Source organism: Halomonas sp. THAF5a, from assembly GCF_009363755.1.
Lineage (GTDB): Bacteria > Pseudomonadota > Gammaproteobacteria > Pseudomonadales > Halomonadaceae > Halomonas.
Genome location: NZ_CP045417.1, coordinates 2,615,238 through 2,639,745 on the forward strand (window position 1 = coordinate 2,615,238; position 24,508 = coordinate 2,639,745).

21 protein-coding genes and 5 tRNA genes are annotated in these 24,508 nt (G+C 70.0%); 11 read left to right on the top strand and 15 right to left on the bottom strand.

Annotation, left to right across the window (positions count from 1 at the left end; all coding sequences use genetic code 11):
• Nucleotides 1–35: 35 nt before the first annotated feature.
• From FIU83_RS11810 to FIU83_RS11825, 4 genes are all read right to left on the bottom strand, one after another.
• On the bottom strand, nucleotides 36–1,088 hold the full coding sequence (locus FIU83_RS11810; RefSeq protein WP_152484227.1) for a TRAP transporter substrate-binding protein: 1,053 nt from the start codon (nucleotides 1,086–1,088) through the stop codon (nucleotides 36–38).
• Between the two features lie 144 nt (nucleotides 1,089–1,232).
• The gene (locus FIU83_RS11815) at nucleotides 1,233–2,555 is read right to left on the bottom strand and encodes a TRAP transporter large permease subunit (RefSeq protein ID WP_152484228.1); all 1,323 of its coding nucleotides are present in this window, start codon (nucleotides 2,553–2,555) and stop codon (nucleotides 1,233–1,235) included.
• A complete protein-coding gene (locus tag FIU83_RS11820) occupies nucleotides 2,555–3,151 on the bottom strand; it encodes a TRAP transporter small permease subunit (RefSeq protein WP_152484229.1) in 597 nt (198 codons plus the stop codon). Before FIU83_RS11820 ends, FIU83_RS11815 begins: the two co-directional genes overlap by 1 nt.
• The gene (locus FIU83_RS11825; protein WP_152484230.1) at nucleotides 3,144–3,941 is read right to left on the bottom strand and encodes an N-formylglutamate amidohydrolase; all 798 of its coding nucleotides are present in this window, start codon (nucleotides 3,939–3,941) and stop codon (nucleotides 3,144–3,146) included. Before FIU83_RS11825 ends, FIU83_RS11820 begins: the two co-directional genes overlap by 8 nt.
• A 148-nt stretch (nucleotides 3,942–4,089) precedes the next feature.
• On the opposite strand from FIU83_RS11825, the gene FIU83_RS11830 reads away from it, so the two are divergent.
• Nucleotides 4,090–4,968 (top strand): MurR/RpiR family transcriptional regulator, encoded by an 879-nt coding sequence (locus tag FIU83_RS11830; RefSeq protein WP_216645029.1) that lies wholly within the window; start codon nucleotides 4,090–4,092, stop codon nucleotides 4,966–4,968.
• A gap of 9 nt (nucleotides 4,969–4,977) precedes the next feature.
• On the opposite strand, the gene FIU83_RS11835 is transcribed toward FIU83_RS11830, so the two are convergent.
• From FIU83_RS11835 to hemA, 7 genes are all read right to left on the bottom strand, one after another.
• Nucleotides 4,978–6,345: a glutamine synthetase family protein gene (locus FIU83_RS11835; RefSeq protein ID WP_152484232.1), complete on the bottom strand. Its 1,368-nt coding sequence runs from the start codon at nucleotides 6,343–6,345 to the stop codon at nucleotides 4,978–4,980.
• A 125-nt stretch (nucleotides 6,346–6,470) separates the two neighbouring features.
• Nucleotides 6,471–7,763, bottom strand: coding sequence for an FAD-binding oxidoreductase (locus tag FIU83_RS11840; protein ID WP_152484233.1), 1,293 nt, complete (start codon nucleotides 7,761–7,763; stop codon nucleotides 6,471–6,473).
• A gap of 166 nt (nucleotides 7,764–7,929) precedes the next feature.
• Entirely contained in the window at nucleotides 7,930–8,679 is a 750-nt protein-coding gene (locus FIU83_RS11845) for a molybdopterin-synthase adenylyltransferase MoeB (RefSeq protein ID WP_152484234.1), read from the bottom strand.
• Nucleotides 8,680–8,684: 5 nt separating this feature from the next.
• Nucleotides 8,685–9,185 carry an Lrp/AsnC ligand binding domain-containing protein gene (locus FIU83_RS11850; protein WP_152484235.1) on the bottom strand — a complete coding sequence of 167 codons (501 nt, stop codon included), beginning with the start codon at nucleotides 9,183–9,185 and terminating at the stop codon, nucleotides 8,685–8,687.
• A 150-nt stretch (nucleotides 9,186–9,335) separates the two neighbouring features.
• On the bottom strand, nucleotides 9,336–10,211 hold the full coding sequence (prmC, locus tag FIU83_RS11855; protein WP_152484236.1) for a peptide chain release factor N(5)-glutamine methyltransferase: 876 nt from the start codon (nucleotides 10,209–10,211) through the stop codon (nucleotides 9,336–9,338).
• On the bottom strand, nucleotides 10,208–11,302 hold the full coding sequence (gene prfA / locus FIU83_RS11860; protein ID WP_152484237.1) for a peptide chain release factor 1: 1,095 nt from the start codon (nucleotides 11,300–11,302) through the stop codon (nucleotides 10,208–10,210). The genes prmC and prfA overlap by 4 nt, the downstream gene beginning before the upstream one ends.
• Before the next feature lie 9 nt (nucleotides 11,303–11,311).
• The gene (gene hemA / locus FIU83_RS11865) at nucleotides 11,312–12,580 is read right to left on the bottom strand and encodes a glutamyl-tRNA reductase (RefSeq protein WP_152484238.1); all 1,269 of its coding nucleotides are present in this window, start codon (nucleotides 12,578–12,580) and stop codon (nucleotides 11,312–11,314) included.
• A 202-nt stretch (nucleotides 12,581–12,782) separates the two neighbouring features.
• Between hemA and FIU83_RS11870 the strand changes: the two genes are divergently transcribed.
• From FIU83_RS11870 to FIU83_RS11910, 9 genes are all read left to right on the top strand, one after another.
• Nucleotides 12,783–14,585 carry a tetratricopeptide repeat protein gene (locus tag FIU83_RS11870; protein ID WP_152484239.1) on the top strand — a complete coding sequence of 601 codons (1,803 nt, stop codon included), beginning with the start codon at nucleotides 12,783–12,785 and terminating at the stop codon, nucleotides 14,583–14,585.
• Between the two features lie 67 nt (nucleotides 14,586–14,652).
• Nucleotides 14,653–15,264: a lipoprotein insertase outer membrane protein LolB gene (gene lolB, locus FIU83_RS11875; protein ID WP_152484240.1), complete on the top strand. Its 612-nt coding sequence runs from the start codon at nucleotides 14,653–14,655 to the stop codon at nucleotides 15,262–15,264.
• Nucleotides 15,265–15,268: 4 nt separating this feature from the next.
• Nucleotides 15,269–16,174, top strand: coding sequence for a 4-(cytidine 5'-diphospho)-2-C-methyl-D-erythritol kinase (gene ispE, locus FIU83_RS11880; protein ID WP_152484241.1), 906 nt, complete (start codon nucleotides 15,269–15,271; stop codon nucleotides 16,172–16,174).
• A gap of 54 nt (nucleotides 16,175–16,228) precedes the next feature.
• A tRNA-Gln gene (locus tag FIU83_RS11885) sits at nucleotides 16,229–16,303 on the top strand.
• A gap of 63 nt (nucleotides 16,304–16,366) precedes the next feature.
• The gene (locus FIU83_RS11890; RefSeq protein WP_172976077.1) at nucleotides 16,367–17,308 is read left to right on the top strand and encodes a ribose-phosphate pyrophosphokinase; all 942 of its coding nucleotides are present in this window, start codon (nucleotides 16,367–16,369) and stop codon (nucleotides 17,306–17,308) included.
• A 139-nt stretch (nucleotides 17,309–17,447) separates the two neighbouring features.
• Entirely contained in the window at nucleotides 17,448–18,101 is a 654-nt protein-coding gene (locus FIU83_RS11895; RefSeq protein WP_152484242.1) for a 50S ribosomal protein L25/general stress protein Ctc, read from the top strand.
• A 114-nt stretch (nucleotides 18,102–18,215) separates the two neighbouring features.
• Nucleotides 18,216–18,800 carry an aminoacyl-tRNA hydrolase gene (pth, locus tag FIU83_RS11900; RefSeq protein WP_152484243.1) on the top strand — a complete coding sequence of 195 codons (585 nt, stop codon included), beginning with the start codon at nucleotides 18,216–18,218 and terminating at the stop codon, nucleotides 18,798–18,800.
• A 113-nt stretch (nucleotides 18,801–18,913) separates the two neighbouring features.
• On the top strand, nucleotides 18,914–20,005 hold the full coding sequence (ychF, locus tag FIU83_RS11905) for a redox-regulated ATPase YchF (RefSeq protein ID WP_152484244.1): 1,092 nt from the start codon (nucleotides 18,914–18,916) through the stop codon (nucleotides 20,003–20,005).
• Between the two features lie 86 nt (nucleotides 20,006–20,091).
• A tRNA-Met gene (locus tag FIU83_RS11910) sits at nucleotides 20,092–20,168 on the top strand.
• A 121-nt stretch (nucleotides 20,169–20,289) separates the two neighbouring features.
• Here the strand turns inward: FIU83_RS11910 and FIU83_RS11915 are convergent.
• Nucleotides 20,290–21,588, bottom strand: a complete 1,299-nt coding sequence (locus FIU83_RS11915) for a M18 family aminopeptidase (protein ID WP_152484245.1) — start codon at nucleotides 21,586–21,588, stop codon at nucleotides 20,290–20,292.
• Nucleotides 21,589–21,731: 143 nt separating this feature from the next.
• Between FIU83_RS11915 and FIU83_RS11920 the strand changes: the two genes are divergently transcribed.
• The gene (locus FIU83_RS11920) at nucleotides 21,732–23,798 is read left to right on the top strand and encodes a carboxy terminal-processing peptidase (protein WP_152484246.1); all 2,067 of its coding nucleotides are present in this window, start codon (nucleotides 21,732–21,734) and stop codon (nucleotides 23,796–23,798) included.
• A gap of 301 nt (nucleotides 23,799–24,099) precedes the next feature.
• Here the strand turns inward: FIU83_RS11920 and FIU83_RS11925 are convergent.
• From FIU83_RS11925 to FIU83_RS11935, 3 genes are all read right to left on the bottom strand, one after another.
• Nucleotides 24,100–24,175 (bottom strand) — tRNA-Asn (locus FIU83_RS11925).
• A gap of 46 nt (nucleotides 24,176–24,221) precedes the next feature.
• A tRNA-Asn gene (locus FIU83_RS11930) sits at nucleotides 24,222–24,297 on the bottom strand.
• A gap of 58 nt (nucleotides 24,298–24,355) precedes the next feature.
• Nucleotides 24,356–24,431: transfer RNA gene (locus tag FIU83_RS11935), tRNA-Asn, on the bottom strand.
• Nucleotides 24,432–24,508: the final 77 nt, after the last annotated feature.

The following is a 24,508-nucleotide window of genomic DNA, read 5'->3' on the forward strand; positions in this document are numbered from 1 at the left end:
GCCGTGCCCCGGCGAGTGCCGGGGCACGGGGCGACTCACGCCTCGCCGTAGCGGTAGGGGCGGCCGGCCTTGCGCATGTCGGCGTTGTACTGCTTGAAGATCTCGACCACCCGGGCCTTGGTCTCGGACTGGGCGGCGATCTCGTCCCAGAACACCTGGGCCGCCTCCTCCACCTGGTCCCACTCGGCATCGGGGATGGAGGTCAGCTCGAGCTTCTCGCCATGGACGCGCAGCCGCGCCTCGCCGCCCCAGTACCAGTGCTGGCGGTAGTAGTGGGACTGCTCGCAGCACACCTCGAAGAGCAGCCGGAGGTCCTCGGGGAGCTCGTTCCAGCGCTCCATGTTGACGAAGAAGTGGCCGATCCAGGCGCCCGAGATGTTATTGGTCAGGAAATAGTTGGTGACGTCGGCCCAGCCCACCGTGTAGTCCTCGGTGATGCCCGACCAGGCGATGCCGTCGAGCTCGCCGGTCTGGACGGCCACCTCGATGTCCTCCCAGGGCAGGGTCACCGGCACCACCCCGAACTGGGACAGGAAGCGTCCCGCGGTGGGGAAGGTGAAGATGCGCTTGCCCTCCAGATCACTCAGGCTGCGGATCGGCTCCTTGGTGACGAAGTGGCACGGGTCCCAGGCCCCGGCGCTGACGTGCTTGACGCCCACCTTGGCGTACTCTTCCTCCCAGATCTCCTTGAGCCCGTACTGGTGGAAGAGCACCGGCACGTCGAGGCTGTAGCGCGAACCGAAGGGGAAGTAGCCGCCGAAGACGGTGACCTCGGTGGGCGAGGCCATGGAGTCGTCGTCGGACTGCACGGCGTCGATGGTGCCGCGCTGCATCGCCCGGAAGAGCTCGCCGGTGGGCACCAGCTGATCGGCATAGTAGAGCTCGATCTGCATGCGGTCCCCGGCGATGCGGTTGAACAGGTCGATGGCCGGCTTGGCGACGTGCTCGGCCAGGGCCGCGCCGGCGTAGGTCTGCATGCGCCACTTGATGGTGGGCTCGGACGACGACTGGGCCATGACCCGAGAGGCCAGAGGCGCGATGGCGGCACCGGCCGCGGCGTTGATCAGAAACTTGCGTCTTGTTGTCATTGTGTCGCTCTCCTGGTGGTGATACCGGATGGTGCGTGGTGGCGGCCTCTGATGAGGCTCTCGTTGTGGTGGCTGGCGCAAGGTGACTCGGCCGTCGACGGCCCGGCCACCGTGCCCCTCTCTGTACTGATCCCCATACTTATATCAGTACCCATAAATGTAGCCCGGAAGCCAGAGCGCGATCTGCGGAAAGAGCATCACCAGGCTCAGGGCGAGGGTCATCACCAGCACGAAGGGCAGGATCGACCGGTAGATGTCGCGAAGCCCGATCTGGGGCGGCGCCATGGCGCGCATCAGGAAGAGGTTGTAGCCGAACGGCGGCGTCATGTAGGCGATCTGGGTGGTGATGGTGTAGAGCACGCCGTACCAGATCAGGTCGAAGCCCAGCGCCTCGACCAGCGGCACGTAGAGCGGCGCCACGATCACCAGCATGGCGGTGTCGTCGAGGAAGGTGCCCATGACGATGAAGCTGAGCTGCATCAGGATCAGGATCATCCAGGGCGAGAGCCCCAGGCGCTCGGTGAACAGGTCCTCGATCGCCTTGACCGCGCCCAGGCCGTCGAAGATGGCGCCGAAGGCGAGCGCCGCCAGGATGATCCACATGAACATGCAGGAGATGGCGAGGGTCTGGCGCACCGAGACCTCGAACACCCGGCGCGTCATGCGCCCCTTGAGGATGGCCGCCAGCAGCGCGGTGGTCGCCCCGACGGCGGAGCTCTCGACCAGCGAGGTCCAGCCCTTGACGAAGGGCACCATCATCACCGCGAAGATCATCAGCGGCAGCAGCCCCGCGCGCAGCAGGCGCAGTTTCTCGGCCCAGGAGACGTCGCGTTCCTCGACGGGCAGCACGGGCCCCAGGGAGGGCTGCAGGCGGCAGCGCACGTAGATGTAGAGGATGAAGAGCGTCGCCATCATCAACCCCGGCAGCACCCCGGCGAGCCACAGCTGCCCCACCGGCTGACGGGCGATCATGGCATAGAGCACCAGCACCACCGAGGGCGGCACCAGGATCCCGAGGCTCGACCCCGCCTGGATGACGCCGGTGACCATGATCTTGTCGTAGCCCCGGCGCAGCAGCTCGGGCAGGGCGATGGTGGCGCCGATCGCCATGCCGGCCACCGACAGCCCGTTCATCGCCGAGATCAGTACCATCAGCCCGATCGTGCCGATGGCGAGCCCCCCTCGCACCGGCCCCATCCAGACGTGGAACATCCGGTAGAGGTCGTCGGCGATGCGGCTCTCCGAGAGCACGTAGCCCATGAAGATGAACATCGGCAGGGTCAGCAGCGGGTACCACTTCATCAGCTTCATCGCCGAGGAGAAGGGGATGTCGACCCCGCCGGTGCCCCACAGCAGCACCCCCGCCAGGGCGCCGACGAAGCCGATCGCGCCGAACACGCGCTGGCCGGTGAACAGCATCAGCATCATCGAGCCGAACATCACGATGGCGATCATCTCGTAGGGCATCAGTCGATCACCCCGCGCAGTCGGCCGATATCACGAAAGAACTCGGCGAGGGCTTGAAGGATCATCAGCAGTACCCCGAGGCAGAGAAGGGTCTTGATCGGCCACAGCCAGGGCCGCCAGGCCGTCGGACTGCGCTCCAGGAAACCGAGGGCCTCCCCCGCCGCAGACGGCCCTTCGGTGACGAAGGTGGCGACGAGGTCGAGGAAGAAGCGGAAGGGCTCGTCGCCGAAGTAGCCGAGGGAATAGGCCGTGGACACCAGCCCTCCGTAGAGCAGCACGCCAAGGTAGAAGGCCAGGAAGCAGACCGTGATGGCGTCGACCCAGGCCTTGGTCCTCGGGCTCCAGTCGCCGTAGAAGAGGTCCATCCGCACGTTGGAGCCCAGCTGGATCGAGTAGGGGCCGCCCAGCACGAAGTAGGCGACCATGACGAACTGCGCGGTCTCCAGGGTCCACATCGAAGGGGTGAGGAACGCCTTGGAGGCCGACGACCAGAGCAGCACGCCGATCAACACGAAGATCAGGTACATCGCCATGCGCCCGATGGCGCGGTTCATGGCATCGATGGCACGGATGTAGCCGAAGATGACCCTAGGCATCAGCTGCGCCCTCCCCGAGGCGGAACGCGGGCCCGAGGCTCGCCAGCGCCGGCGCGATCAGGAGGCAGAGCTCGCCGGCGATGGCGCGCTGCGCCTCGGCGGTCTCCAGCAGGTCGTTGCGCACCTCGATCATCACGTTGGCCAGGCCCTGGCCGATGCCGTGCACCTTGAGGGAGTGGGTGACCCCGTCATCGGGACCGTAGGGGTCATTGCGCCGGATGCAGCGGTGGGGTAGGCGATGCGCCTCGGCGAGCATCGCATCGGCCAGGCGCCGGTCGGCATCGTGGAGGATACCGATCTCGACCTCGCGGCGCTGGCCGTGAAAGCTCGGCGTGAAGCTGTGGACGGTGATCAGCACGCCGGGGATGGCGCGCGACCGGCGCTCGGCCAACACCTCCGTCACCGCCTCGCAGAACGGGCGATAGACCGCCTCGACCCGGGCGGCGCGCTCGGCCGCGTCGAGGTTCCGATTGCCCGGCACATCGATCACCTCGACCCGCGCCGGCATGGCGCTCTGCGCCTCGGGGGGCCGGTTGCAGTCGTAGACCAGCCGCGAGACGCGACTCGCCACCAGGGGGGCATCGAGGCGCTCGGAGAGCGCCAGGGCCACCCCTCGGGCACCGGGATCCCAGGCGGCGTGGCTGAACCGATGGGCCGGGTCGAGGCCGAGATCCCGATAGCCCGAGGGGATATGGTGCGAGGCGTGCTCGCACAGGATGACCACGGGGCCGTGGCCTTGCCGGTGACGGATCTCGACACTCGGGGATGAGGGTTCGCTGACGCTTGACATCTGGGCTCCTCCACGCTCCTGTAAAGATATAGACGCGCAAAAGTCAGTGTGTCAATATTTCTTCAGACGCCGTATCAGCTCGGCTTCGCCACGCGCCTCGGCGCCTGGAGACGGCGACCCAATGCGGCCTATCGGGAAGGAAAACGCCGTGACGACCCTCAACTCCGGCGCCACCGTGCGCGCCCTGATCCGCCAGCACTACCCGGACCTGACGCCGTCGGAGCGCAAGTTCGCCGACGCCCTGCTGGACAACTACCCCGCCGCAGGACTCGCCTCGATCACCATCGTGGCGAGCAACGCCGGGGTCTCCTCCCCCACCGTGGCGCGGATGATCAAGAAGCTGGGGTTCAAGGGCTATCCGGAGTTTCACAGGGCGCTGCTGGGCGAGCTGGAGGCGAAGGGCGTCGGGCCCACCCAGCGGCGCGACAACTGGTCGGCGGAGGCGCCGGAGACCCATCTGCTGAACCGCTTTACCCAGGCGGTCACCAGCAATCTGCAGCTGACCTTCTCGCACATCGAGACGGCGCGCTTCGATGGGGCGGCACGCCAGCTGGCCGAGGCCGACCGACACCTCTACATCGTCGGCGGGCGCATCACCCAGGCGCTGGGCGACTATGCCTTCACGCACTTCCAGGCGGTGCGTCCCGGGGTGACCCATCTGACCTCCTCCTCGGGCACCTGGCCACACTACGTGCTCGATATGCAGCCGGGGGACACCCTGCTGATCTTCGACATACGGCGCTACGAGACCAACCTGCAGCGCCTGGCAGAGATGGTGAAGCAGCGTGGGGTGGCCATCGTGCTGTTCACCGACCAGTGGGGCTCGCCGATCGCATCGCTGGCCGACTTCACCTTCCATTGCTGGGTCGAGATTCCCTCGGGCTGGGACTCCAACGTCTCGATCATGATGCTGCTCGAGACCCTGATCGCCGCCGTCCAGGAGCAGCGCTGGCCCGAGGCGCGGGAGCGCTACGAGCGACTGGATGCCCTGTTCGACATGACCCACTTCTTTCGCAGGTTCAACTGAGCGCCACGCCTAGACCCGCAGCAGCAGGTGCTCGCGCTCCCAGGAGCTGATGACCTGGAAGTAGGCACGGTGCTCGGCGCGCTTGACCGCCAGGTAGCTGTTGACGAAGCGCTCGCCGAGGAGGTCGGCCAGCGGCGGGCAGTCGTGAAGCAGGTCCAGCGCCGGGCCGATGTCGTCGGGCAGCTTGCTGCCGCCCGGCCAGGCGGAGCCGACCACCGGCGGTCGCGGCTCGAGCCGCTCCTGCATGCCCAGGTAGCCGCAGGCCAGCGAGGCCGCCATAACCAGGTAGGGATTGGCGTCGGCGCCGGCCAGGCGGTTCTCCACGCGGGTCGCCTCGGGGGCAGAGACCGGCACCCGCAGCCCCACGGTGCGGTTGTCCATGCCCCACTCGACGTTGATCGGCGCCGAGCCGCTGGTCTCGGTGCGCATCAGCCGGCGGTAGGAGTTGACGTTGGGCGCCAGCAGCGGCATCGCCGAGGGCAGGTAGCGCTGCTGCCCGCCGATGAAGGCGTGGAACAGGCCGCTGGGTCGGCCCTCCTCGTCGGCGAAGACGTTGTGCCCCGCCTGGCGGTCGAGCAGGCTCTGGTGGAGGTGCATCGCGCTGCCCGGCTCGCCCGCCATGGGCTTGGCCATGAAGGTGGCGTACATGCCATGGCGCAGCGCTGTCTCGCGCAGGGTCCGCTTGAACATCACCACCTGGTCGGCCAGGGCGAGCGGGGCGCCGTGCCGGAAGTTGACCTCCATCTGGCCGGCGCCCTCCTCATGGATGAGGGTATCCAGGTCCAGGTTCATGGCGTCGCAGTAGTCATACATCTCCTCGAACAGCGGATCGAACTCGTTGACCGCGTCGATGGAGAACGACTGGCGGCTGCTCTCCTGGCGTCCGGAGCGGCCGATCGGCGGCTCCAGGGGATAGTCGGCGTCGGTGTTGGTCTTGACCAGGTAGAACTCCACCTCCGGCGCCACCACCGGCCTCCAGCCGCGGGCCTCATAGCGGTCCAGCACGCGCTTGAGCACGTGGCGTGGCGCCAGCTCCACCGGATCGCCGGTCAGATAGACGCAGTCGTGGATGATCTGCGCGGTGGGGTCCTCGGCCCAGGGCACCGGGTAGACGGCGTTCGGGTCGGGCACCAGCTCCATGTCGCGTTCGGCGGGGTTCCAGAAGCGGATGTCCTCGTCGTCGGGATAGCCACCGGTAACGGTCTGGATGAAGATCGAGTCGGGCAGCCGCGGGCGGCCGCCCTTGAGGTACTTGTCGGCGGGCATGATCTTGCCCTTGAGGATGCCCGTCAGATCGGCGACCAGGCACTCGACCTCGGTGATGCCGTGCTTCCGGAACCAGTCGTTCAGGAGCCGCGGCGCCTGTCGGTGACTCATGGGATCGTCCTTGCGCGGAAGGGTGGGCCCCGCGTGGCGGGGCGGGGCTGGGTCAGCCCCACGTCGAGGCAGGGCATGGCGGCGACGGCCTCGTTCATGGGGTGCCCTGCTGCTCGATGGCCCGGTTACAGCAGGTCCCTCAGTTGATAGTAGCGGGTGGCCAGCACCAGCAGCGGCGTGCGCAGCAGGCGTCCCCCGGGAAAGCGGCGATGGGGCATGGCCGCGAAGGCGTCGAAGCGCTCGCGCTGCCCGGCGATGGCCTCCGCCAGCAGCTGGCCGGCGAGCCCCGCCAGCGCCATGCCGTGACCGGAGTAGCCCTGGGCATAGTAGATATTCGGGCCCAGCCGGCCGATGTCCGGCGCCCGGTCCAGGGTGATGGCCACGTCGCCGCCCCAGCGGTACACGATGGGCACGCCCTCGAGGACCGGGAAGAGGCGCGCGATCTTGGCGTCCATGCGGGCGATGAGGTGGCGCGGCTCGCGGCCGTCGTAGCTCACCTCACCGCCGAAGATCAGGCGGCGGTCGGCGGAGAGCCGGTAGTAGTCGAGCACAAAGTTGGCGTCCGACAGGGCGTCGTTCTGCGGCAGCACCCGGGCCGCCTGGGCCTCGCTGAGCGGCGCGGTGGCGATCATGTAGTTGGCGACGCGCATGATGCGCCCGGAGAGCTCCGGCATCAGCCCCGTCGGGTAGGCGTTGGTGCCGTGCACCACGCTGTCGGCGACCACCCGACCCCGGGCGGTGACCACGGTGGCGGGTTCGCCGCGGCGAAGCTCGACGGCGGCGCTGTGCTCGTGGATGGCCGCGCCGGCGCGGCGGGCCGCCCGGGCCAGGCCCAGGGTGTAGTTGAGCGGGTGGAGGTGGCCGCCCTCGGCATCGAAGAGGGCCGCCGGGTAGGCGTCGCTCACCACGTGCTGGCGCAGGGCATCGCCCTCGAGGAGGCTGAGGGCCGTGTCGTCATAGTCGCGGGCCATGCGCTCACGGAAGGCCTCGAGCTCGCGCACCTGGCGCGGTGTCACCGCGGCGTGCAGGTAGCCCCAGGCGAGCTCGCAGGGGATGGCATGGCGCTCGACCCGCGCGGCCGTGAGGCGCACCGCCTCGCGGCTCATCTCCCAGATTTCCCGGGCCCGCACCCGGCCCAGGGCCTTCTCGACGGTGGCGATGTCGGTGCCCAGGCCGGGCAGGATATGGCCGCCGCTGCGCCCCGAGGCGCCGTGGCCGATCTCGCCGGCCTCGAGCAACACCACCGAGTAGCCCCGTTCGGCGAGGTGCAGGGCCGCCGAGCAGCCGGTGATGCCGCCGCCGATCACGCAGACATCGGCGCGTCGCTCCCCCGCCAGCGGCGGGCAGTCGCCGAGCTCGACGGCGACGGAGGCACGATACCAGGACGCCGGACGCGCCGGCCGAGGCGGGATCGCCATACGAGAACCTGTCTGCGGGGCGCGGTGCGCTGCGACTTGTGGAAGGGGACGAGCGAGGCGGATCGCCCCGACAGGTTCAGTGTGGCACCGGCGCCACGACGGTCGTCAAGTCATCCCCTCACTCGACCCCATCGCCCGCGGCCGAAAGCGGCCTGTCGGGCGACGCTCAGCGCACGGCGCATACCGGGCAGGCGGGATCGCGCGGCACCCCGAAGTGGCGCCACTGGCCGGTGAGGCCATCGAAGGTGGAGAGGCCGCGATGGGGAGTGCCGGCGCCGCTGACGAGCTTGATCGCCTCCAGCGCCTGGAAGCTGCCGATCAGCCCCACCAGCGGGGCGATCACGCCGTTCTCGGCGCAGCGCAGCTCCTCGTCGCCCTCCTCCCCCGGCGGGTAGAGGCAGGCGTAGCAGGGCCCGTCCGGGTCGCGCGGGTCGAAGACGGCGAGCTGGCCGGAGAAGCGGATCGCCGCCCCCGAGACCAGCGGCACCCCGGCCGCCCGGCAGGCGGCGTTGATGGCGTAGCGGCTGGAGAAGCGGTCGGTGCAGTCGAGCACCACGTCCGCCTCGCCGGCCGCCCGGGCGAGGGCCTCGCCCTCCAGGTGGCCGTCGAGCGCATGGATCTCGCAGCCGGGATTGAGCGCCAGTGCCGCCTCCCGGGCCGACTCGGCCTTGTTGCGGCCGATGTCCGCGGTGGCGTGGGCGATCTGGCGCTGCAGGTTGGAGAGCTCGACCGCGTCGGCGTCGGCCAGGGTCAGCCGCCCCAGGCCCGCGGCCGCCAGGTAGAGGGCCACCGGCGAGCCCAGCCCGCCGGCGCCGATCACCAGGGCGTGGCCGGCCAGCAGGCGCTCCTGGCCGTCGATGTCGACCTGCTCGAGCATGATCTGCCGGCTGTAGCGCAGCAGGGACTGATCATCCATGGCGATCACTTCTCCTCGAACTCCTCGATCTCGGGCACGTGGAGGCTGAAGCTCTCCTTGACCTCCTCCATCACCACGTAGCTCTTGGACTCCTTCACGCCGGGCAGGGTCAACACCACGTCGCCGAGCAGCTGGCGGTAGGCGGACATCTCCGGAATCCGGCACTTGAGGATGTAGTCGAACTGCCCGGAGACCAGGTGGCACTCCTGGATCTGCGGCAGCTTGGCCACGGCGCGACGAAACTCGTCGAACACCGCCGGCGACTGGGTCTCCAGGCTGATCTCGACGAACACCAGCAGGTTGGCCTTGAGCGCCCGGGGATCGAGCAGCGCCCGGTAGCCGCGGATGATGCCGGCGCGCTCGAGGCGCTTGACGCGCTCCAGGCAGGGGGTGGTGGAGAGCCCGACCTGGGAGGCCAGGTCGACGTAGGAGATGCGGGCGTTGTCCTGCAGGCAGCGCAGGATCTTGAGGTCGATGCGGTCGAGCGAGCGGGTCTTGGCTTTCATTATCGTTGGGAGGCCGATCTGGAGGGAGCTTTCACGCCGTCGCGACAGCACGATCGCCTGCAAAACACCCCATCTCGGGGGCTTCAGTGGGCGTCACGCATGCAAAGGCGACGAGACGTGGCGTTTTTTCCTGCTGAAAGGTGTACCACATCACGCCCGCTCGCCTCCAGCCCTCGCCTCAACGCGACGCCCCAGGCTGACCCGGGGATGACCGCCCAGGTCGAGGCGGCTCGCGACCTCGAGGTAGCCCGCGGCCTCGAGCACCCCGCGCACGGCCTCGGCCTGCGCGAAGCCGTGCTCGAGCATCAGCCAACCGCCGGGGCGCAGGTGGCGGCCGGCCTCCTGCACCAGATGGTAGAGGTCGGCCAGCCCGTCGTCGGCCGCCACCAGGGCGCTGCGCGGCTCGAAGCGCACGTCGCCCCGGGCCAGGTGCGGGTCGTCCGCGGCGATGTAGGGCGGGTTGGAGACGATCAGGTCGAAGCGCTCACCCGCCTCGTTGTCCTCCAGGGCGGCGAACCAGTCGCTCTCGGCGAAGGCGGCGTTGGCGAGGCCGAGCCGCTCGGCGTTGTGGCGCGCCAGCGCCACGGCCTCGGGGCGGATGTCGACCCCGAGGACCGACCAGTCGGGCCGCTCGCTGGCGAACGCCAGGGCGATGGCGCCGGTGCCGGTGCCCAGGTCCAGAAGGCGCCCCTCGGGGCGCGCGGCGTGGGCCAGGGCCGCCTCCACCAGGCACTCGGTGTCGGGCCGGGGGATCAGCGTATGCGGCGAGGTGGCAAGCGCCAGGCCCCAGAACTCCCGCTCGCCGGTCAGGTAGGCGACCGGCTGGCCCTGGACGCGGGCCGCCACCAGCGCCTCGAAGCGCGCCCTTGCGAAGCGCGGCGCCTCGCGGTCCCCCCAGGTGTAGAGCCAGGTGCGATCCACCCCCAGGGCGTGGCAGAGCAGCACCTCGGCATCGAAGCGCGGGCTGGGCGAGCCGGCGGCGGCGAGCCGCGCGGCGGCCCGGGCCAGCAGGTGATCGAGGATCATCCGGCGTCCTGCTGCAGGGCCGCCAGCTGCTCGGCCTGGTACTCGTGGATCAGCGGCTCGATCACGTCGTCGAGCTGCTCGCCGCTGACCACCTCGTTGAGCTTGTAGAGCGTCAGGTTGATCCGGTGGTCGGTGACCCGTCCCTGGGGGAAGTTGTAGGTGCGGATGCGCTCGCTGCGATCGCCGGAGCCGACCAGGGAGCGGCGAGCGTCGGCCTGCTGCTGGCGCTGGCTGGCCACCGCCGACTGCTTGAGGCGCGCCGCCAGCAGCGACATCGCCTTGGCGCGGTTCTTGTGCTGGCTGCGCTCCTCCTGGCACTCGACCACCACGCCGCTGGGCAGGTGGGTGATGCGGATGGCGGAGTCGGTGGTGTTGACGTGCTGGCCGCCGGCGCCGCTCGCGCGGAAGGTATCGACCCTGAGGTCGCTTTGGTCGATGTCGATGTCGCCGACCTCATCGGCCTCGGGCATCACCGCCACGGTGCAGGCCGAGGTGTGGATGCGCCCCTGGGACTCGGTGGCCGGCACGCGCTGCACCCGGTGGGCGCCGGATTCGAACTTGAGGCGCGCATAGACGCCCTCGCCCTTGACCCGGGAGATGATCTCCTTGTAGCCGCCCTGCTCGCCGTGGCTGGCGCTGACCACCTCGACCCGCCAGCCGTGCTGCTCGGCGTAGCGGGAGTACATGCGAAAGAGGTCGCCGGCGAACAGCGCCGCCTCGTCGCCGCCGGTGCCGGCGCGGATCTCGAGGAAGACGTTGCGGCGATCGTCGGGGTCCTTGGGCACCAGCAGCTGCTTGAGCCGGCCCTCGAGGGCCTCGAGCCGCTCGCGCCCCTCGTCGCGCTCGAGCTCGGCCAGCTCGCGCATCTCGGCGTCGGCATCGCCGAGCAGCTGCTCGGCGGAGGCGATGTCGGCCTCCACGCCGAGGAAGTCGTGCCAGGCCTCGACCAGGGGTTCGAGCTCGGCGTATTCCCGCGAGTAGTCGCGAAAGCGGGTCTGGTCGCTGATCACCTCGGGCTCGGCCAGCAGGGCGGCAAGCTCCTCGAAGCGCTCGATGAAGGCATCGAGGCGCTGGCGCAGGGTGGCTTTCATCGGCGCATCCTATCGGGAGTGGTCGGTGGATTCATCCAGCAGCAGGGTCGAGGCGGCCTGGAGCAGGTCGTGCTGTTCCTCGGAGGCCGCATCGCGCAGCGCCACGGTGGGGCGGTGCAGCAGGCGGTTGGTCAACTGATGGGCGAGCCGGCGGATCACCGCCTCGGGATCCTCGCCGCGGGCCAGGCGCGCCAGCGCCTGCTGCTCGGAGAGCTCGCGCAGGGACTGGCCCCGGGCGCGCACGTCGCGGATCAGCTCCCCGCCGCTGCGGATCCGTCGCTCATGCTGCCAGTTGCCCACGCCGTGCTCGATCAGCGACTCGGCCTGGTCGGCCGCCACCTGGCGATGGCGGCGATTCTCCTCGATCACCTCCTGGAGGTCGTCGACGGTATAGAGGAAGACGTCGGCGAGCTCCCCCACCTCGGGCTCGATGTCCCGAGGCACGGCGATATCGACCATGAAGACCGGGCGGTGGCGACGCTTCTTCAGCGCCCGCTCGACCATGCCCTTGCCGAGGATCGGCAGCGGCGCGGCGGTGGAGGAGATCACGATATCGGCCTCGACCAGGGCGTCGGGGATCGCATCGAGGGTGATCGCCTGGCCGCCCAGCGGCCCGGAGACCACCTCGGCCCGCTCGCGGGTGCGGTTGGCCACGGTGAGCTGGCGCACGCCGGCCTCGTGGAGGTGGCGCGCCACCAGCTCGATGGTCTCGCCGGCACCAATCAGCAGGGCCCGGGAGCGGCTGAAGTCGCCGAAGATGCGGCTCGCCAGGTTGACCGCCGCATAGGCCACCGACACCGGGTTGCGGCCGATGCCGGTCTCGGTGCGCACCTGCTTGGCCACGGCGAAGGTGTTCTGGAACAGGCACTCTAGCTCGCCGCCGAGGCTGCGCGCCTGGCGGGCCGACTGGTAGGCGTCCTTGAGCTGGCCCAGGATCTGCGGCTCGCCGAGCACCATGGAGTCCAGCCCCACAGCCACGCGCATCAGGTGGCGTGCCGCCTCGTTCTCGCGGTAGTGGTAGGCGCAGCGGGTGAGCTCCTCCACCTTCAGCCCGTGGAAGCGGCCCAGCCAGTCGAGGATCTCGCCCTCGCCGCCGGCACCGGTGGCACAGTAGAGCTCGGTGCGGTTGCAGGTGGAGAGCAGTGCCGCCTCATGCACCTCCGGCAGGGCACGCAGCTCGGTCAGCGCCGCCTCCAGCTGGGTGGGCGAGAAGGCGACCTGCTCGCGCACCTCGATGCTGGCGGTCCGGTGATTGATTCCCAGGGCAAGAAGCGTCATGCGTTCGGCATCTTCGCGAGTCGTGATTCCGGCAAGGGCGACATGGTGATATCCGGCGGCGCGGACCGCCCATCCTCGAAGCGCCGCATTCTAGCACAGGCCGGCCGCCGGCGGCGCCCCGACATGCCGTGGAGGGGATCATGCTTTGCCCGAACGGGTCGAGCCGTTATGCTGGCGGCTCGGCCTCCAGCACGAGACGCGCATGCCCCGCGGATCCCTCCCCCGACTCCCTCGCCACCCGCCCCTGGCTCCCCTGGCGCTGGCCCTCCTGCTCGCCGGCTGCCAGGGACTGCCGGGGACCTCGTCGGCGACCGACCCCGGGCACGATCCGCTGGCCGGCGCGCCCCCGGTCACCCGCGGCCTGGACGCCACCGGCCTCGCCGGCCTGCTCGAGGCGGAGCTCGCCGGCCAGCGCAACGACTACCCCCGCGCCACGCGAGGCTTTCTCGAGGCCGCCGAGCGCTATGACTCCGTCGCGCTGGCCGAGCGCGCCACCCTGGCCGCCCGCTTCAGCGACGATGCCGCCCTGCTCGAGGAGGCGGCAGAGCGCTGGCAGGACCTGGCGCCGGGCAGCGCCGCCCCGTCGCGGCTGCTGGCCAGCCTCGCCCTGCAGCGCGGCGACTGGGCGGCGGCCCTGGAGCACCATCTCGACGCCCTCGATCAGGCGCCGGACGCCGGTGGGCAGGAGGCGAACCATGCGCTGCTCGGGCTCGCCGAGGGTGCGCTGGACGCCGGCGCCGCGCCGGCCCCGCTGCTCGCGCGCCTGCGCGCCCACCTCGCGCGCCCTCCGGCATCGACCGAGCAGCGCCTCGACGCCGAACTCGCCACCGCCCTGCTGGAGGCCGCCGCCGGACAGCCGGCGGCGGCCGAGCGGCGGTTGGCCCGCCTAGCCCAGGAGGTCCCCGAGCGTCCGGCGCTGTGGCACCTGCGCGCACGCCTGGCGCTGGAGGCCGGCGCCCCCGCCGCGGCGCGCGAGCATGCGCGCCGCGGCCTGGCGCTCTCCCCCGGCGACCCGCGACTGATGCTGCTGCTGGCCCGGACCGAGCTCGCGCTGGGCAGTGTCGCGGCCGCCGAGAACGCCATCGAGGCGCTGCTCGCCGAGCACGGCGACGCCCCCTCCCTGCGCCTGGGGCTGGCCCGGCTGTTCCTCGAACGGGAGCACCTGGCGCCGGCGCGCCGGCTGCTGCTGCCGCTGGCCGGCGACGACGATGCCCCGCCCGCGGCCTTTCTGCTGCTCGGCGCCATCGCCGAGGAACGCGGCGAGATCGACAACGCCCTCCTCTATTATCGCCAGGTCCCCGAGGGGGAGCAGTTCCTGCCGGCGCGGGTGAGCGCGGCGCGGATGCTGATGACCGCTGACCGGCGGCTCGACGCCCGCAGCTTCCTGCGCCTGGAACGCCTGCGCCACGAGGCCTACCAGAGCGAGCTGGTCGCCGTGGAGGTCGAGCTGCTCGACGAGGAAGGCCTCGACGAGCAGGCCGACGCCCTGCTCGACAGCGAGCTCGCGCAGCGCCCGGACGACGAGCAGCTGCGCTACCAGCGCGCCATGCGCGCCTTCGCCGACGGCGACCTGGCGGCCATGGAAGCCGACCTGCGCCATCTCATCGACCACGATCCGGACAACGCCACCGCCCTCAACGCCCTGGGCTACACCCTCGCCGATGCCGACCTCGAGGGACGCCTGGACGAGGCGCGCGCGCTGATCGAGCGCGCCCACGCGCTGGCGCCGGACAATCCGGCCATTCTCGACAGCCTGGGCTGGGTCCACTTTCGCCGGGGCGAGCCCTCCCGCGCCCTGCCCTGGCTCAGGCGCGCCTGGGCGGCGATGCCCGACCAGGAGATCGCCGCCCACCTGATCGAGGTACTCTGGGTACTGGGCGAGAAAGCCGAGGCCCGCGCCCTGCTCGAACAGGCCCGGGAGCGCTTCGAGACCCGCCCGCTGATCGACGAGCTGCTCCTACGCCATCCCGAACTGAACCAGGCGGACGCGGCGAGCGCCCCCTGACGCCCGCCACGCTCCTCCCGGCGCCGGACGTCACGACTTTCACGAACGCTTCATCACGGAACGCCTCATGACGCACCTCCCACGACTGCTGATCCTCCTGATCGCCCTCGCCCTGCTGGCCGGCTGCGCCGGTCGCGCGCCCGCCCCCGACGGCGAGCGCACCGCCGGCCAATGGGCACAACAGCGAGAGCGCCTGGCCGAGCTCGACACCTGGCAGCTGGCCGGCAAGGTCGGTCTGCGCACCCCGGAGGACTCCACCAGCGCCACCCTGGACTGGAGCCAGCACCCCTACTATTACCGCCTGCTGATCAGCGGCCCCTTCGGCAGCGGTCGCAGCACCCTGGAGGGCCGAGAGGGCCGCTTCTCGCTGACCACCGCCGAGGGGCGCTTCGAGGCCGAGACACCGGAGGCGCTGATGACCCAGCAGCTGGGCTGGTCGCTGCCCGTCAGCGCGCTCGCCGACTGGGTCCGCGGCCTGCCCGCCCCGCAGACGCCCCATCGGCTGGAGCGCGATGCCCTGGGCTTCCCCCAGCGGCTCGAGCAGGATGGCTGGGAGATCGCCTACCGCGACTGGACCCGCGCCGACGGCCTCTGGCTGCCCCGCAAGATGGTGATGAGCTACGGCACGCTGCGCGCGACCCTGGTGGTCACCGACTGGCGCCCCACCCTGGAGGAGTGACGCCATGTCCCGCACCGCCCCGTTCTCCGCGCCCTCGGCGGCGCCCGGCTCGGGCACCCGCACCGAGCCGCTGGTGCTCCCCGCGCCGGCCAAGCTGAATCGCCTGCTGCATATCACCGGCCGCCGGCCGGACGGCTACCACGAGCTGCAGACCCTGTTCCAGTTCCTCGACGTCGGCGACACCCTCACCCTGCGCCCCCGCGCGGACGGCGACCTGCACCTGACGCCGCGCCTCGACGGCGTCACCGAGGAGGACAACCTGATCCTGCGCGCCGCGCGCCTGCTGCAGGCCGAGAGCGGGACGCGCCTGGGCGCCGACATCCACCTCGACAAGCGCCTGCCCATGGGCGGGGGGCTCGGCGGCGGCAGCTCGGATGCCGCCACCGCCCTGCTCGGCCTCGACGCCCTCTGGGGGCTCGGCCTGGAGCTCGACGCTCTCGCCCGCCTCGGCCTTCGCCTCGGCGCCGACGTCCCGGTGTTCGTGCGCGGCCACGCCGCCTGGGCCGAGGGCATCGGCGAGCGCCTGACACCGGTGACCCTCGACACCCCCTGGTTCGTGGTCGTCCACCCCGGCGTGACGGTCTCCACGCCGGCGGTCTTCGGGGCCCCCGAATTGACACGCCATACCCCCCCGATTACCATGGCGCGCGCACTGCAGGGGGGAGCGGCGAGCTGGCGGAACGATTGCCAGGACACCGTCCGGAGACACTATCCCGAAGTGGCGCGCGCACTCGACTGGCTGGGCCAGCGGGCACCGACCATGCTGACCGGCACCGGCGCCTGCGTCTTCGCCCGTCTCGAGTCCGAGTCACGGGCCGAGCGTCTCCTGGCCGAGGTTCCCGACGGCTGGCACGCCGTCATGGCGCGCGGCCTGAACCGCTCACCTCTTCATGCTGCGCTGGGTCGATGACCCTCGCCGCCCGCGGCGACGAGACAGCACGACAACCGGTTCGGCACTGATTCCTGGGGCATAGCCAAGTGGTAAGGCAGCGGTTTTTGGTATCGCCATGCGCAGGTTCGAATCCTGCTGCCCCAGCCATTCCGACCGGAACCCCCGTCGACCCCAACCCCTGAAGACCCAACACAGCAAAGGTGGCTGCGCGTGTCAAAATTGATGGTTTTCGCCGGGAACGCCAATCCCGATCTTGCCCGTAAGGTCGCCGAGAGCCTGGATACCCGCCTGGGCAACGCCACGGTGGGACAGTTCAGCGACGGTGAAGTCGCGGTCGAGATCAACGAGAACGTGCGCGGCAAGGATGTCTTCGTCCTGCAGCCCACCTGTGCACCGACCAACGACAACCTGATGGAACTGATCCTGATGGTGGACGCGCTGCGCCGCGCCTCCGCCACCCGGATCACCGCCGTGGTCCCCTACTTCGGCTATGCCCGTCAGGACCGCCGCGTGCGCTCCGCCCGCGTGCCGATCTCCGCCAAGATCGTCGCCGACATGATGGTCAAGGCCGGCGTCGACCGGGTCATGACCATGGACCTCCACGCCGACCAGATCCAGGGCTTCTTCGACGTGCCGGTAGACAACGTCTATGGCTCGCCGATCCTGCTCGACGACATCGAGCGCCAGAACTATGACGACCTAGTCGTGGTCTCCCCGGATGTCGGCGGCGTGGTCCGCGCCCGCGCCATCGCCAAGCAGCTCAACGCCGACCTGGCGATCATCGACAAGCGTCGCCCCTCGGCCAACCAGGCCCAGGTGATGCACATCATCGGCGAGATCGAGAATCGCACCTGCGTGGTGGTGGACGACATGATCGATACCGCCGGCACCCTGTGCAAGGCCGGCGAGGCCCTGAAGGAACGCGGCGCCCGCCGCGTGGTGGCCTACGCCACCCACCCGATCCTGTCCGGCCCCGCCGTCGACAACATCTCGGGCTCGGTGCTCGACGAGGTGGTGGTCGCCGACACCATCCCCCTCGGCGAGGCCGCCCGTCGCAGCGGCAACATCCGCCAGCTCAGCGTGGCCGGGCTGATCGCCGAGGCGATCCGCCGGGTCAGCAACGAAGAATCCGTCAGCGCCATGTTCCACTGAGGCCGCCCCCGCCGAGCTCCGCTCGGCGGACGGTCCGGTGCAACGAGGCGTCGGAGCAGCGCCCCACGGGGCTCCCGGAAACGTCGCGGTCTGGTCGCGGGCCACGGCGCTTTCCTTACCTTCAGAAAGAGGCAATACCATGTCCGATTACACTCTCAACGCCAGCGTTCGCAACGACCTGGGGAAAGGTGCGAGCCGCCGCCTGCGTCGTGCGAACCAGCAGGTGCCGGCCATCATCTACGGTGGTGAGCAGGCGCCGCAGCCGATCGCCGTCGACAAGACCAGCTTCTACAAGGCACTGGAAGACGAGGCGTTCTTCTCCTCCGTCATCAACCTGACCGTGGACGGCAAGGCCCAGCAGGTCGTGGTGCGTGACCTGCAGCGTCACCCGTTCAAGCCGCTGGTGACCCACGCCGACTTCCTGCGCGTCGATGCGACCCATGAGCTGACCCTGAACGTGCCCCTGCACGTGGTCGGCGAGGACGCATGCGCGGCGATCAAGGACCAGGACGGCGAACTGCACCAGCTCGCCACCGAGGTCGAGATCAGCTGCCTGCCGAAGGACCTCCCGGAGTACCTGGAAGTCGACATCAGCGCGGTCGAGCTGGGCGCCACCCTGCACCTGTCCGACCTCACCGTGCCGGCCGGCGTGACCCTGGTCGCCCTGACCCACGGTGAAGACCACGACAACGCGATCCTGAGCGTCACCAAGGCGAAGGTTCGCGGTGGCGACGCCGAAGAGGGCGAGGAAGCCGGTGGCGAGGAAGCCGCGGGCGAGGGCGACGCCGAGTAATCGGTCGCGCCCGGCGGGCGTGTCGAGGCCTCGACATGCCCGCCCCGTCGTCAGGAATCAAGCGCCCCGGCGCTTGATTTTTTTTGCCATCACGCCGCACGCGAGGAGGCCGGCATGAGCCAGTTGAAAGCGATCATCGGTCTGGGCAATCCCGGCGCCGACTACGAGGCCACCCGCCATAACGCCGGCGCCTGGCTGGTGCACGCCGTGGCGAGGGCGGCGGGCGCGGAGCTGCGCCCCGAGCGCAAGTTTCTGGGCCGTCATGCGCGGGTCCGGTTCGACGGCCGGGAGCTGCACCTGCTGGAGCCCACCACCTTCATGAACCGCAGCGGCGGCGCCGTGGCGGCGCTCGCCCAGTTCTTCAAGATCGCCCCCGGCGAGCTGCTGGTGGCCCACGACGAGCTCGACATGCCCCCCGGCACCGCCCGCTACAAGACCGGCGGCGGCCATGGCGGGCACAACGGCCTGCGCGACATCATCCGCGCCCTGGGCAACGACAAGTCGTTTCACCGCCTGCGCATCGGCATCGGCCATCCGGGCGAGGCCCGCCAGGTGACAAACTACGTGCTGGGCCGCCCGGGCAAGGCCGAGCGCGGCGCCATCGACGCCGCCATCGACGAGTGCCTGGCCACCCTTCCCCAGGCCATCGACGGCGACTGGGCGAAGGCCATGAACCGGCTGCACAGCTTCAAGGGCTGAGCCGCCCGGGAGGCGCGACCGCTCGCCCGAGCGCATCGCTTACGGCGCGCCGCCCTTTTCGCGTAGAATGCCGGCCATTCTCCATTCCCGAATTCGCTTTCCAGGATGCTCCCATGGGTTTCAACTGCGGTATCGTCGGCCTGCCCAACGTCGGCAAGTCCACCCTCTTCAATGCCCTGACCAAGTCGGGCATCGACGCCGAGAACTTCCCCTTCTGCACCATCGAGCCCAACGTCGGCATCGTGCCGATGCCGGACCCGCGCCTCGACAAGCTGGCCGAGATCGTGGGTCCCCAGAAGGTGCTGCCCACCACCATGGAGTTCGTCGACATCGCGGGTCTCGTGGCCGGCGCCTCCAAGGGCGAGGGGCTGGGCAACAAGTTCCTGGCCAACATCCGCGAGACCGACGCCATCGCCCACGTGGTGCGCTGCTTCGATAACGACAACGTCATCCACGTGGCCAACCAGGTCGATCCCGAGGCGGACATCGAGATCATCAACATGGAGCTGGCGCTGGCCGACCTGGACACCGTCGAGCGCGCCATCCAGCGCCTGGTGCGCGTGGCCAAGGGCGGCGACAAGGAGGCGATCGCCACCAAGGCGATCCTCGAGCGCATCCAGCCCCACCTGGCCGAGGGCCAGCCGCTGCGCAGCTTCGGCCTCGACGACGACGAGAAGCGCCAGCTCAAGAGCTTCGGCTTCCTGACGCTCAAGCCCACCATGTACATCGCCAACGTCAACGACGACGGCTTCGAGGAGAACCCCTACCTCGACAAGGTGCGCGAGATCGCCGCCGCCGAGGACGCCGTGGTGGTGCCGGTGTGCAACCAGATCGAGGCCGAGATCGCCGAGCTCGAGGACGAGGAGCGCGCCATGTTCCTCGACGAGCTGGGCATGGAAGAGCCCGGCCTCGACCGAGTGATCCGCGCCGGCTACGCGCTGCTGGGCCTGCAGACCTACTTCACCGCCGGCGAGAAGGAGGTCCGCGCCTGGACGGTCAAGGTCGGCGCCACCGCCCCGGAGGCGGCCGGCGTGATCCACACCGACTTCCAGAAGGGCTTCATCCGTGCCGAGGTCATCGCCTACGACGACTTCGTCGCCCTGGGCGGCGAGCAGGGCGCCAAGGACGCCGGCAAGTGGCGCCTGGAGGGCAAGGAGTACGTCGTCCAGGATGGCGACGTGATCCACTTCCGCTTCAACGTCTGAGCCGCCCGAGCGCCCCGAAGGCGCTCATGGGGCCGCCGGGGCTTGACGGGGGCGAACCACAAGTGTAGACTTCGCCCCCGTTGTTCGGCTACGTAGCTCAGCTGGTTAGAGCACATCACTCATAATGATGGGGTCCCCTGTTCGAATCAGGGCGTAGCCACCAGACACCGAAAAGCCCGCCTGGCTCACCAGGCGGGCTTTTTTCGTTGGGCGCCATTCTCGACTCTCGACCGACGCCACGCGTCCGGCCGGCGGGGCCGCGCGCCCGCCGGCCAGCGCGGCACTCAGGGCAGCTCGGCGCGATTGACGAAGGCGGTCAGCGCCCTCACCAGGTACGCCACGTCCATGGCGCCCGCGGTCTCGCGGATCGAGTGCATCGCCCACTGGGGCGCCCCGACGTCCAGGGTCGGCACCCCGAGCTCGGTGGCGGTGATCGGGCCGATCGTGCTGCCGCACCCCATGTCCGCCCGGGTCACGAAGGTCTGTACCGGCACCTCGGCCTCGCGGCACAGGTCCCGGAACAGCGCCGCGGTGGCACTGTTGGTGGCGTAGCGCTGGCTGGCATTCACCTTGATCACCGGCCCGCCGTTGAGCGCCGGCCCGTGGGCGGCGTCGTGCTTGTCCTGGAAGTTGGGGTGCAGGGCGTGGGCGTTGTCGCAGGAGATCAGCCGCGAGGCCTGGATCAGGCGGATGAAGCCCTCCTCCCCCGCCTCGCCGAGCTGGGCGTTGACCCGGCGCAGCACGTCGCCGAGGAAGGGCCCCTGGGCGCCGCAGGCGCTGGCGCTGCCCACCTCCTCGTGGTCGTTGGCCACCAGCACCGCACCCTGGCGGCCGTCGCTCTCCAGCAGCGCCTCCAGGCCGGCGAAGCAGGAGAGCAGGTTGTCCAGCCGGGCGCTGGCGACCAGCTCGCCCTCGACGCCGACCCGCGCCGGCGCCTGCATGTCGCGAAACGCCAGCTCGAAATCGAGCACCTCGACCTCGCTCAGGCCGTGCTGCTCCTCGAGCCACTGCGCGAGCAGCCGCTCGAGGTCGGGCCGGCCGCCCCCCTGCAGCAGGACCGGTGCCATCTGGGTCTGGGCATTGATCGCCCGGCCGCTGTTGGCCTCGCGATCCAGGTGGATGGCGAGGCTCGGGATGATCGCCACCGCACGCTCGACGTCGAGCAGCACGCCCTCGATGCGCCCATCGGCATGGCGCACATGGACCCGGCCGGCGAGCCCCAGGTCGCGGTCGAACCAGGGCGCGAGCAGCGCCCCGCCATAGACCTCGACCCCCAGCTGCAGCCAGCCCGCCGCCGACTGGGCGGCATTGGGCTTGAGGCGCAGCCCCGGGCTGTCGGTATGCGCGCCGATCAGGCGCAGGGCGTCGAGGCGCTCGCGGGGCAGCTGCAGGGCGATAAGCGAGGAGTCATTACGGGTCACGTAGACCCGCTCGCCGGGCGCGAGCCGCCAGGTCGCGGTCTCGTCGAGACGCCGGAAGCCGGCGGCCTCGAGGCGCGCAGCCATGTTGGCCGTGGCGTGCCAGGGCGTGGGGGATCGATGCAGGAAGTCGAGCAGGCGCTCGAGGCGGGCATCCTCGGACATGGAATTCCTCTATCGCGGGGCGTTTCGGGGGTCTTGACGACACGACCAAGCTGCTACAATGGCACGTCTGTCCATGCAACTCGACGGCCGGGTCGGGGTCTGGATGAAGAGTGAGTGTACACGAATCGGGGAGTGCTTCATCGATGAGCCTGATAGTCACCCTGGGGCGAGCCGCGCTGCTCGGCCTGCTGCTGGCCACGCCACCGGCCCTGGCCAGCCTCGAGCCGAGCGATGAGCAGCGCCAGGCCGCCACCGAAGTGGCCGAATCGCTGCGCTACGGCCACTATGCCGACGTGAGCCTCGACGACGCCTGGTCGCGGCGCGCCTTCGAGCGCCTGCTAGATATCCTCGATGGCCAGCGCGCCTACCTGCTGGACCGCGACGTGGCCGCCTTCCGCGACCTGCGCACCGGCATGGACGAGGCGCTCCTCGACGCCGAGCTGGCCCGCCCCTTCGCCCTCTATCAGCGCTACCACGAGCGCGCCGAGGCACGCCTCGAGTGGCTGCTGGCGCGTCTCGACGAGGGGCTGGACTTCCGCTTCGACAGCCACCAGCGCCTGGAGCTGGAGCGCGAGGATGCCCCCTGGGCCGCCAGCGAGGCGGCGCTGGACGAGCTGTGGATGAAGCGGCTCCACAATGCCGCCCTCAGCCTGACCATCAGCGACCAGGACCCCGAGCAGGTGGAGAGCACCCTGCGCCAGCGCTACGAGGGCCAGCTCTCGCGCCTGCGCCAGACCAACGCCGCCGACGTCTTCGGGCTCTTCATGGCCGCGGTGACCGGCAGCGTCGACCCGCACAGCGAATACCTGTCCCCGCGCCAGGGCGAGTCCTTCGACATCCAGATGCGCCTCTCGCTGGAGGGCATCGGCGCCCTGCTGCAGGCCGACGGCGAGTTCGTCAAGGTCTCGAGCCTGGTGGCCGGCGGTCCCGCCGAGCGCGACGGCGCCCTCCAGCCCGCCGATCGCATCATCGGCGTGGGCCAGGAGGATGGCGAGATCGTCAACGTGGTGGGCATGCGCCTCGACGACGTGGTCGACCTGATCCGCGGCCCCAAGGGCTCGGTGGTGCGCCTCGACGTGGTGCCCGCCCAGGCCATCGACATGACCCGCTCCACGGTGATCGACATCACCCGCGACACCGTGGACCTCGAGGACCAGGCCGCCCAGGGCGAAGTGATCGAGGTCGAGCGCGAGGACGGCACCCATCGCCTCGGCGTGATCGAGGTGCCGACCTTCTACGTCGACTTCGACGCCTGGCAGGCCGGCGAGGAAGACTACCGCAGCACCACCCGTGACGTGGCCCGCGAGGTCGAGCGCCTCCAGGCCGAGGGCGTCGAGGGCATCGTGCTCGACCTGCGCAACAACGGCGGCGGCGCCCTGCAGGAGGCCAACTCCCTGATCGGGCTCTTCATCGATCGCGGCCCCACCGTGCAGGTGCGCGACGCCCGCGGGCGCATCAGCCTCTATGGCGACACCGAGAGCGGCGCTCTCTACGACGGGCCCCTGGCCGTGCTGGTCAACCGCCTCTCGGCCTCGGCCTCGGAGATCTTCGCCGGCGCCATCCAGGACTACGGCCGCGGCCTGGTGGTCGGCACCGACACCTTCGGCAAGGGCACGGTGCAGACCCTCAACGAGCTGAGCCACGGCGAGATCAAGCTGACCCGCGCCAAGTTCTACCGTATCTCCGGCGAGAGCACCCAGCACCGCGGCGTCGAGCCGGACATCGACTTCCCGAGCCTGATCGACCCCGAGCTGATCGGCGAGAGCAGCCTCGACAACGCCCTGCCCTGGGACACGGTGCGCGAGGTGCAGTACCGCACCTACGGCGAGCCGAGCCGCTACCTGGAGACGCTCCGCGCCCGCCACCTCGAACGCGCCGAGCGGCAGCCGAACTTCCACTACCTCGAGCGGCGCTCGGAACTCGCCCGCCAGCTGCGCGAGCAGCACACCAGCGTCAGCCTCAACCGCGAGCAGCGTCAGCGCGAGGTCGAGGCCCAGGAAGCCGAGCAGCTGGCGCTGGAGAACGAGCGCCGGCGCGCCCTGGGCCTCGAGCCGCTGGAGCACTGGACCGACGCCCGCGACGAGGACGAGACCGCGAGCGACGACACCGAGGATGCGCCGATCGACCGCGCCCAGATCCTCGAGACCGCCCAGATCCTGCTGGACTATCGCCAGCTGGAGGATGGCTGGCACTATGCGGAACTCAACTGATCGCTAACGGATGCGCGGCACATCACCGCCCGTGACGACGACGCCGGCCCCAAGGGGCCGGCGTCTTGCCTTCTCCACCACGCCCCGCCCGGCGACCGCGCTCATGACGGCGGCGGCTCGAGGACGGCGGCGGCTCGAGGACGGCACGTCGGCAGCCCGCAGGCGCACCCTCGGCACACGAGCCAGGAAGCGCAAAGGCATCACGGCACGGGACGCGGCAGGCCAAGGCACAGCGACAGCGAGAAGATCGGCAGGAAAGTGGGGGACGCCCAGGAAACGGCGGCGCAGGACCGGACGACATTGGCTCCCCGAACAGGACTCGAACCTGTGACCCAATGATTAACAGTCATTTGCTCTACCAACTGAGCTATCGGGGAACGATGCGGGTGTTGCGAAGGGATGCGGCAGGCAGCTAGGAGCGGTTGGCTCCCCGAACAGGACTCGAACCTGTGACCCAATGATTAACAGTCATTTGCTCTACCAACTGAGCTATCGGGGAATGACCGCGTGCCGCATGGTGTTCGTCGCAGCGCGTCGCGAGACGCGTCGAGCGAAGTTGGCTCCCCGAGCAGGACTCGAACCTGCGACCCAATGATTAACAGTCATTTGCTCTACCAACTGAGCTATCGGGGAATGACCTCGAACACGGGGCGTAGTATACGGATCGGGCTCGCCAGGTCAAGTCGCGAATGGCAACTCGCTGCCCCCAG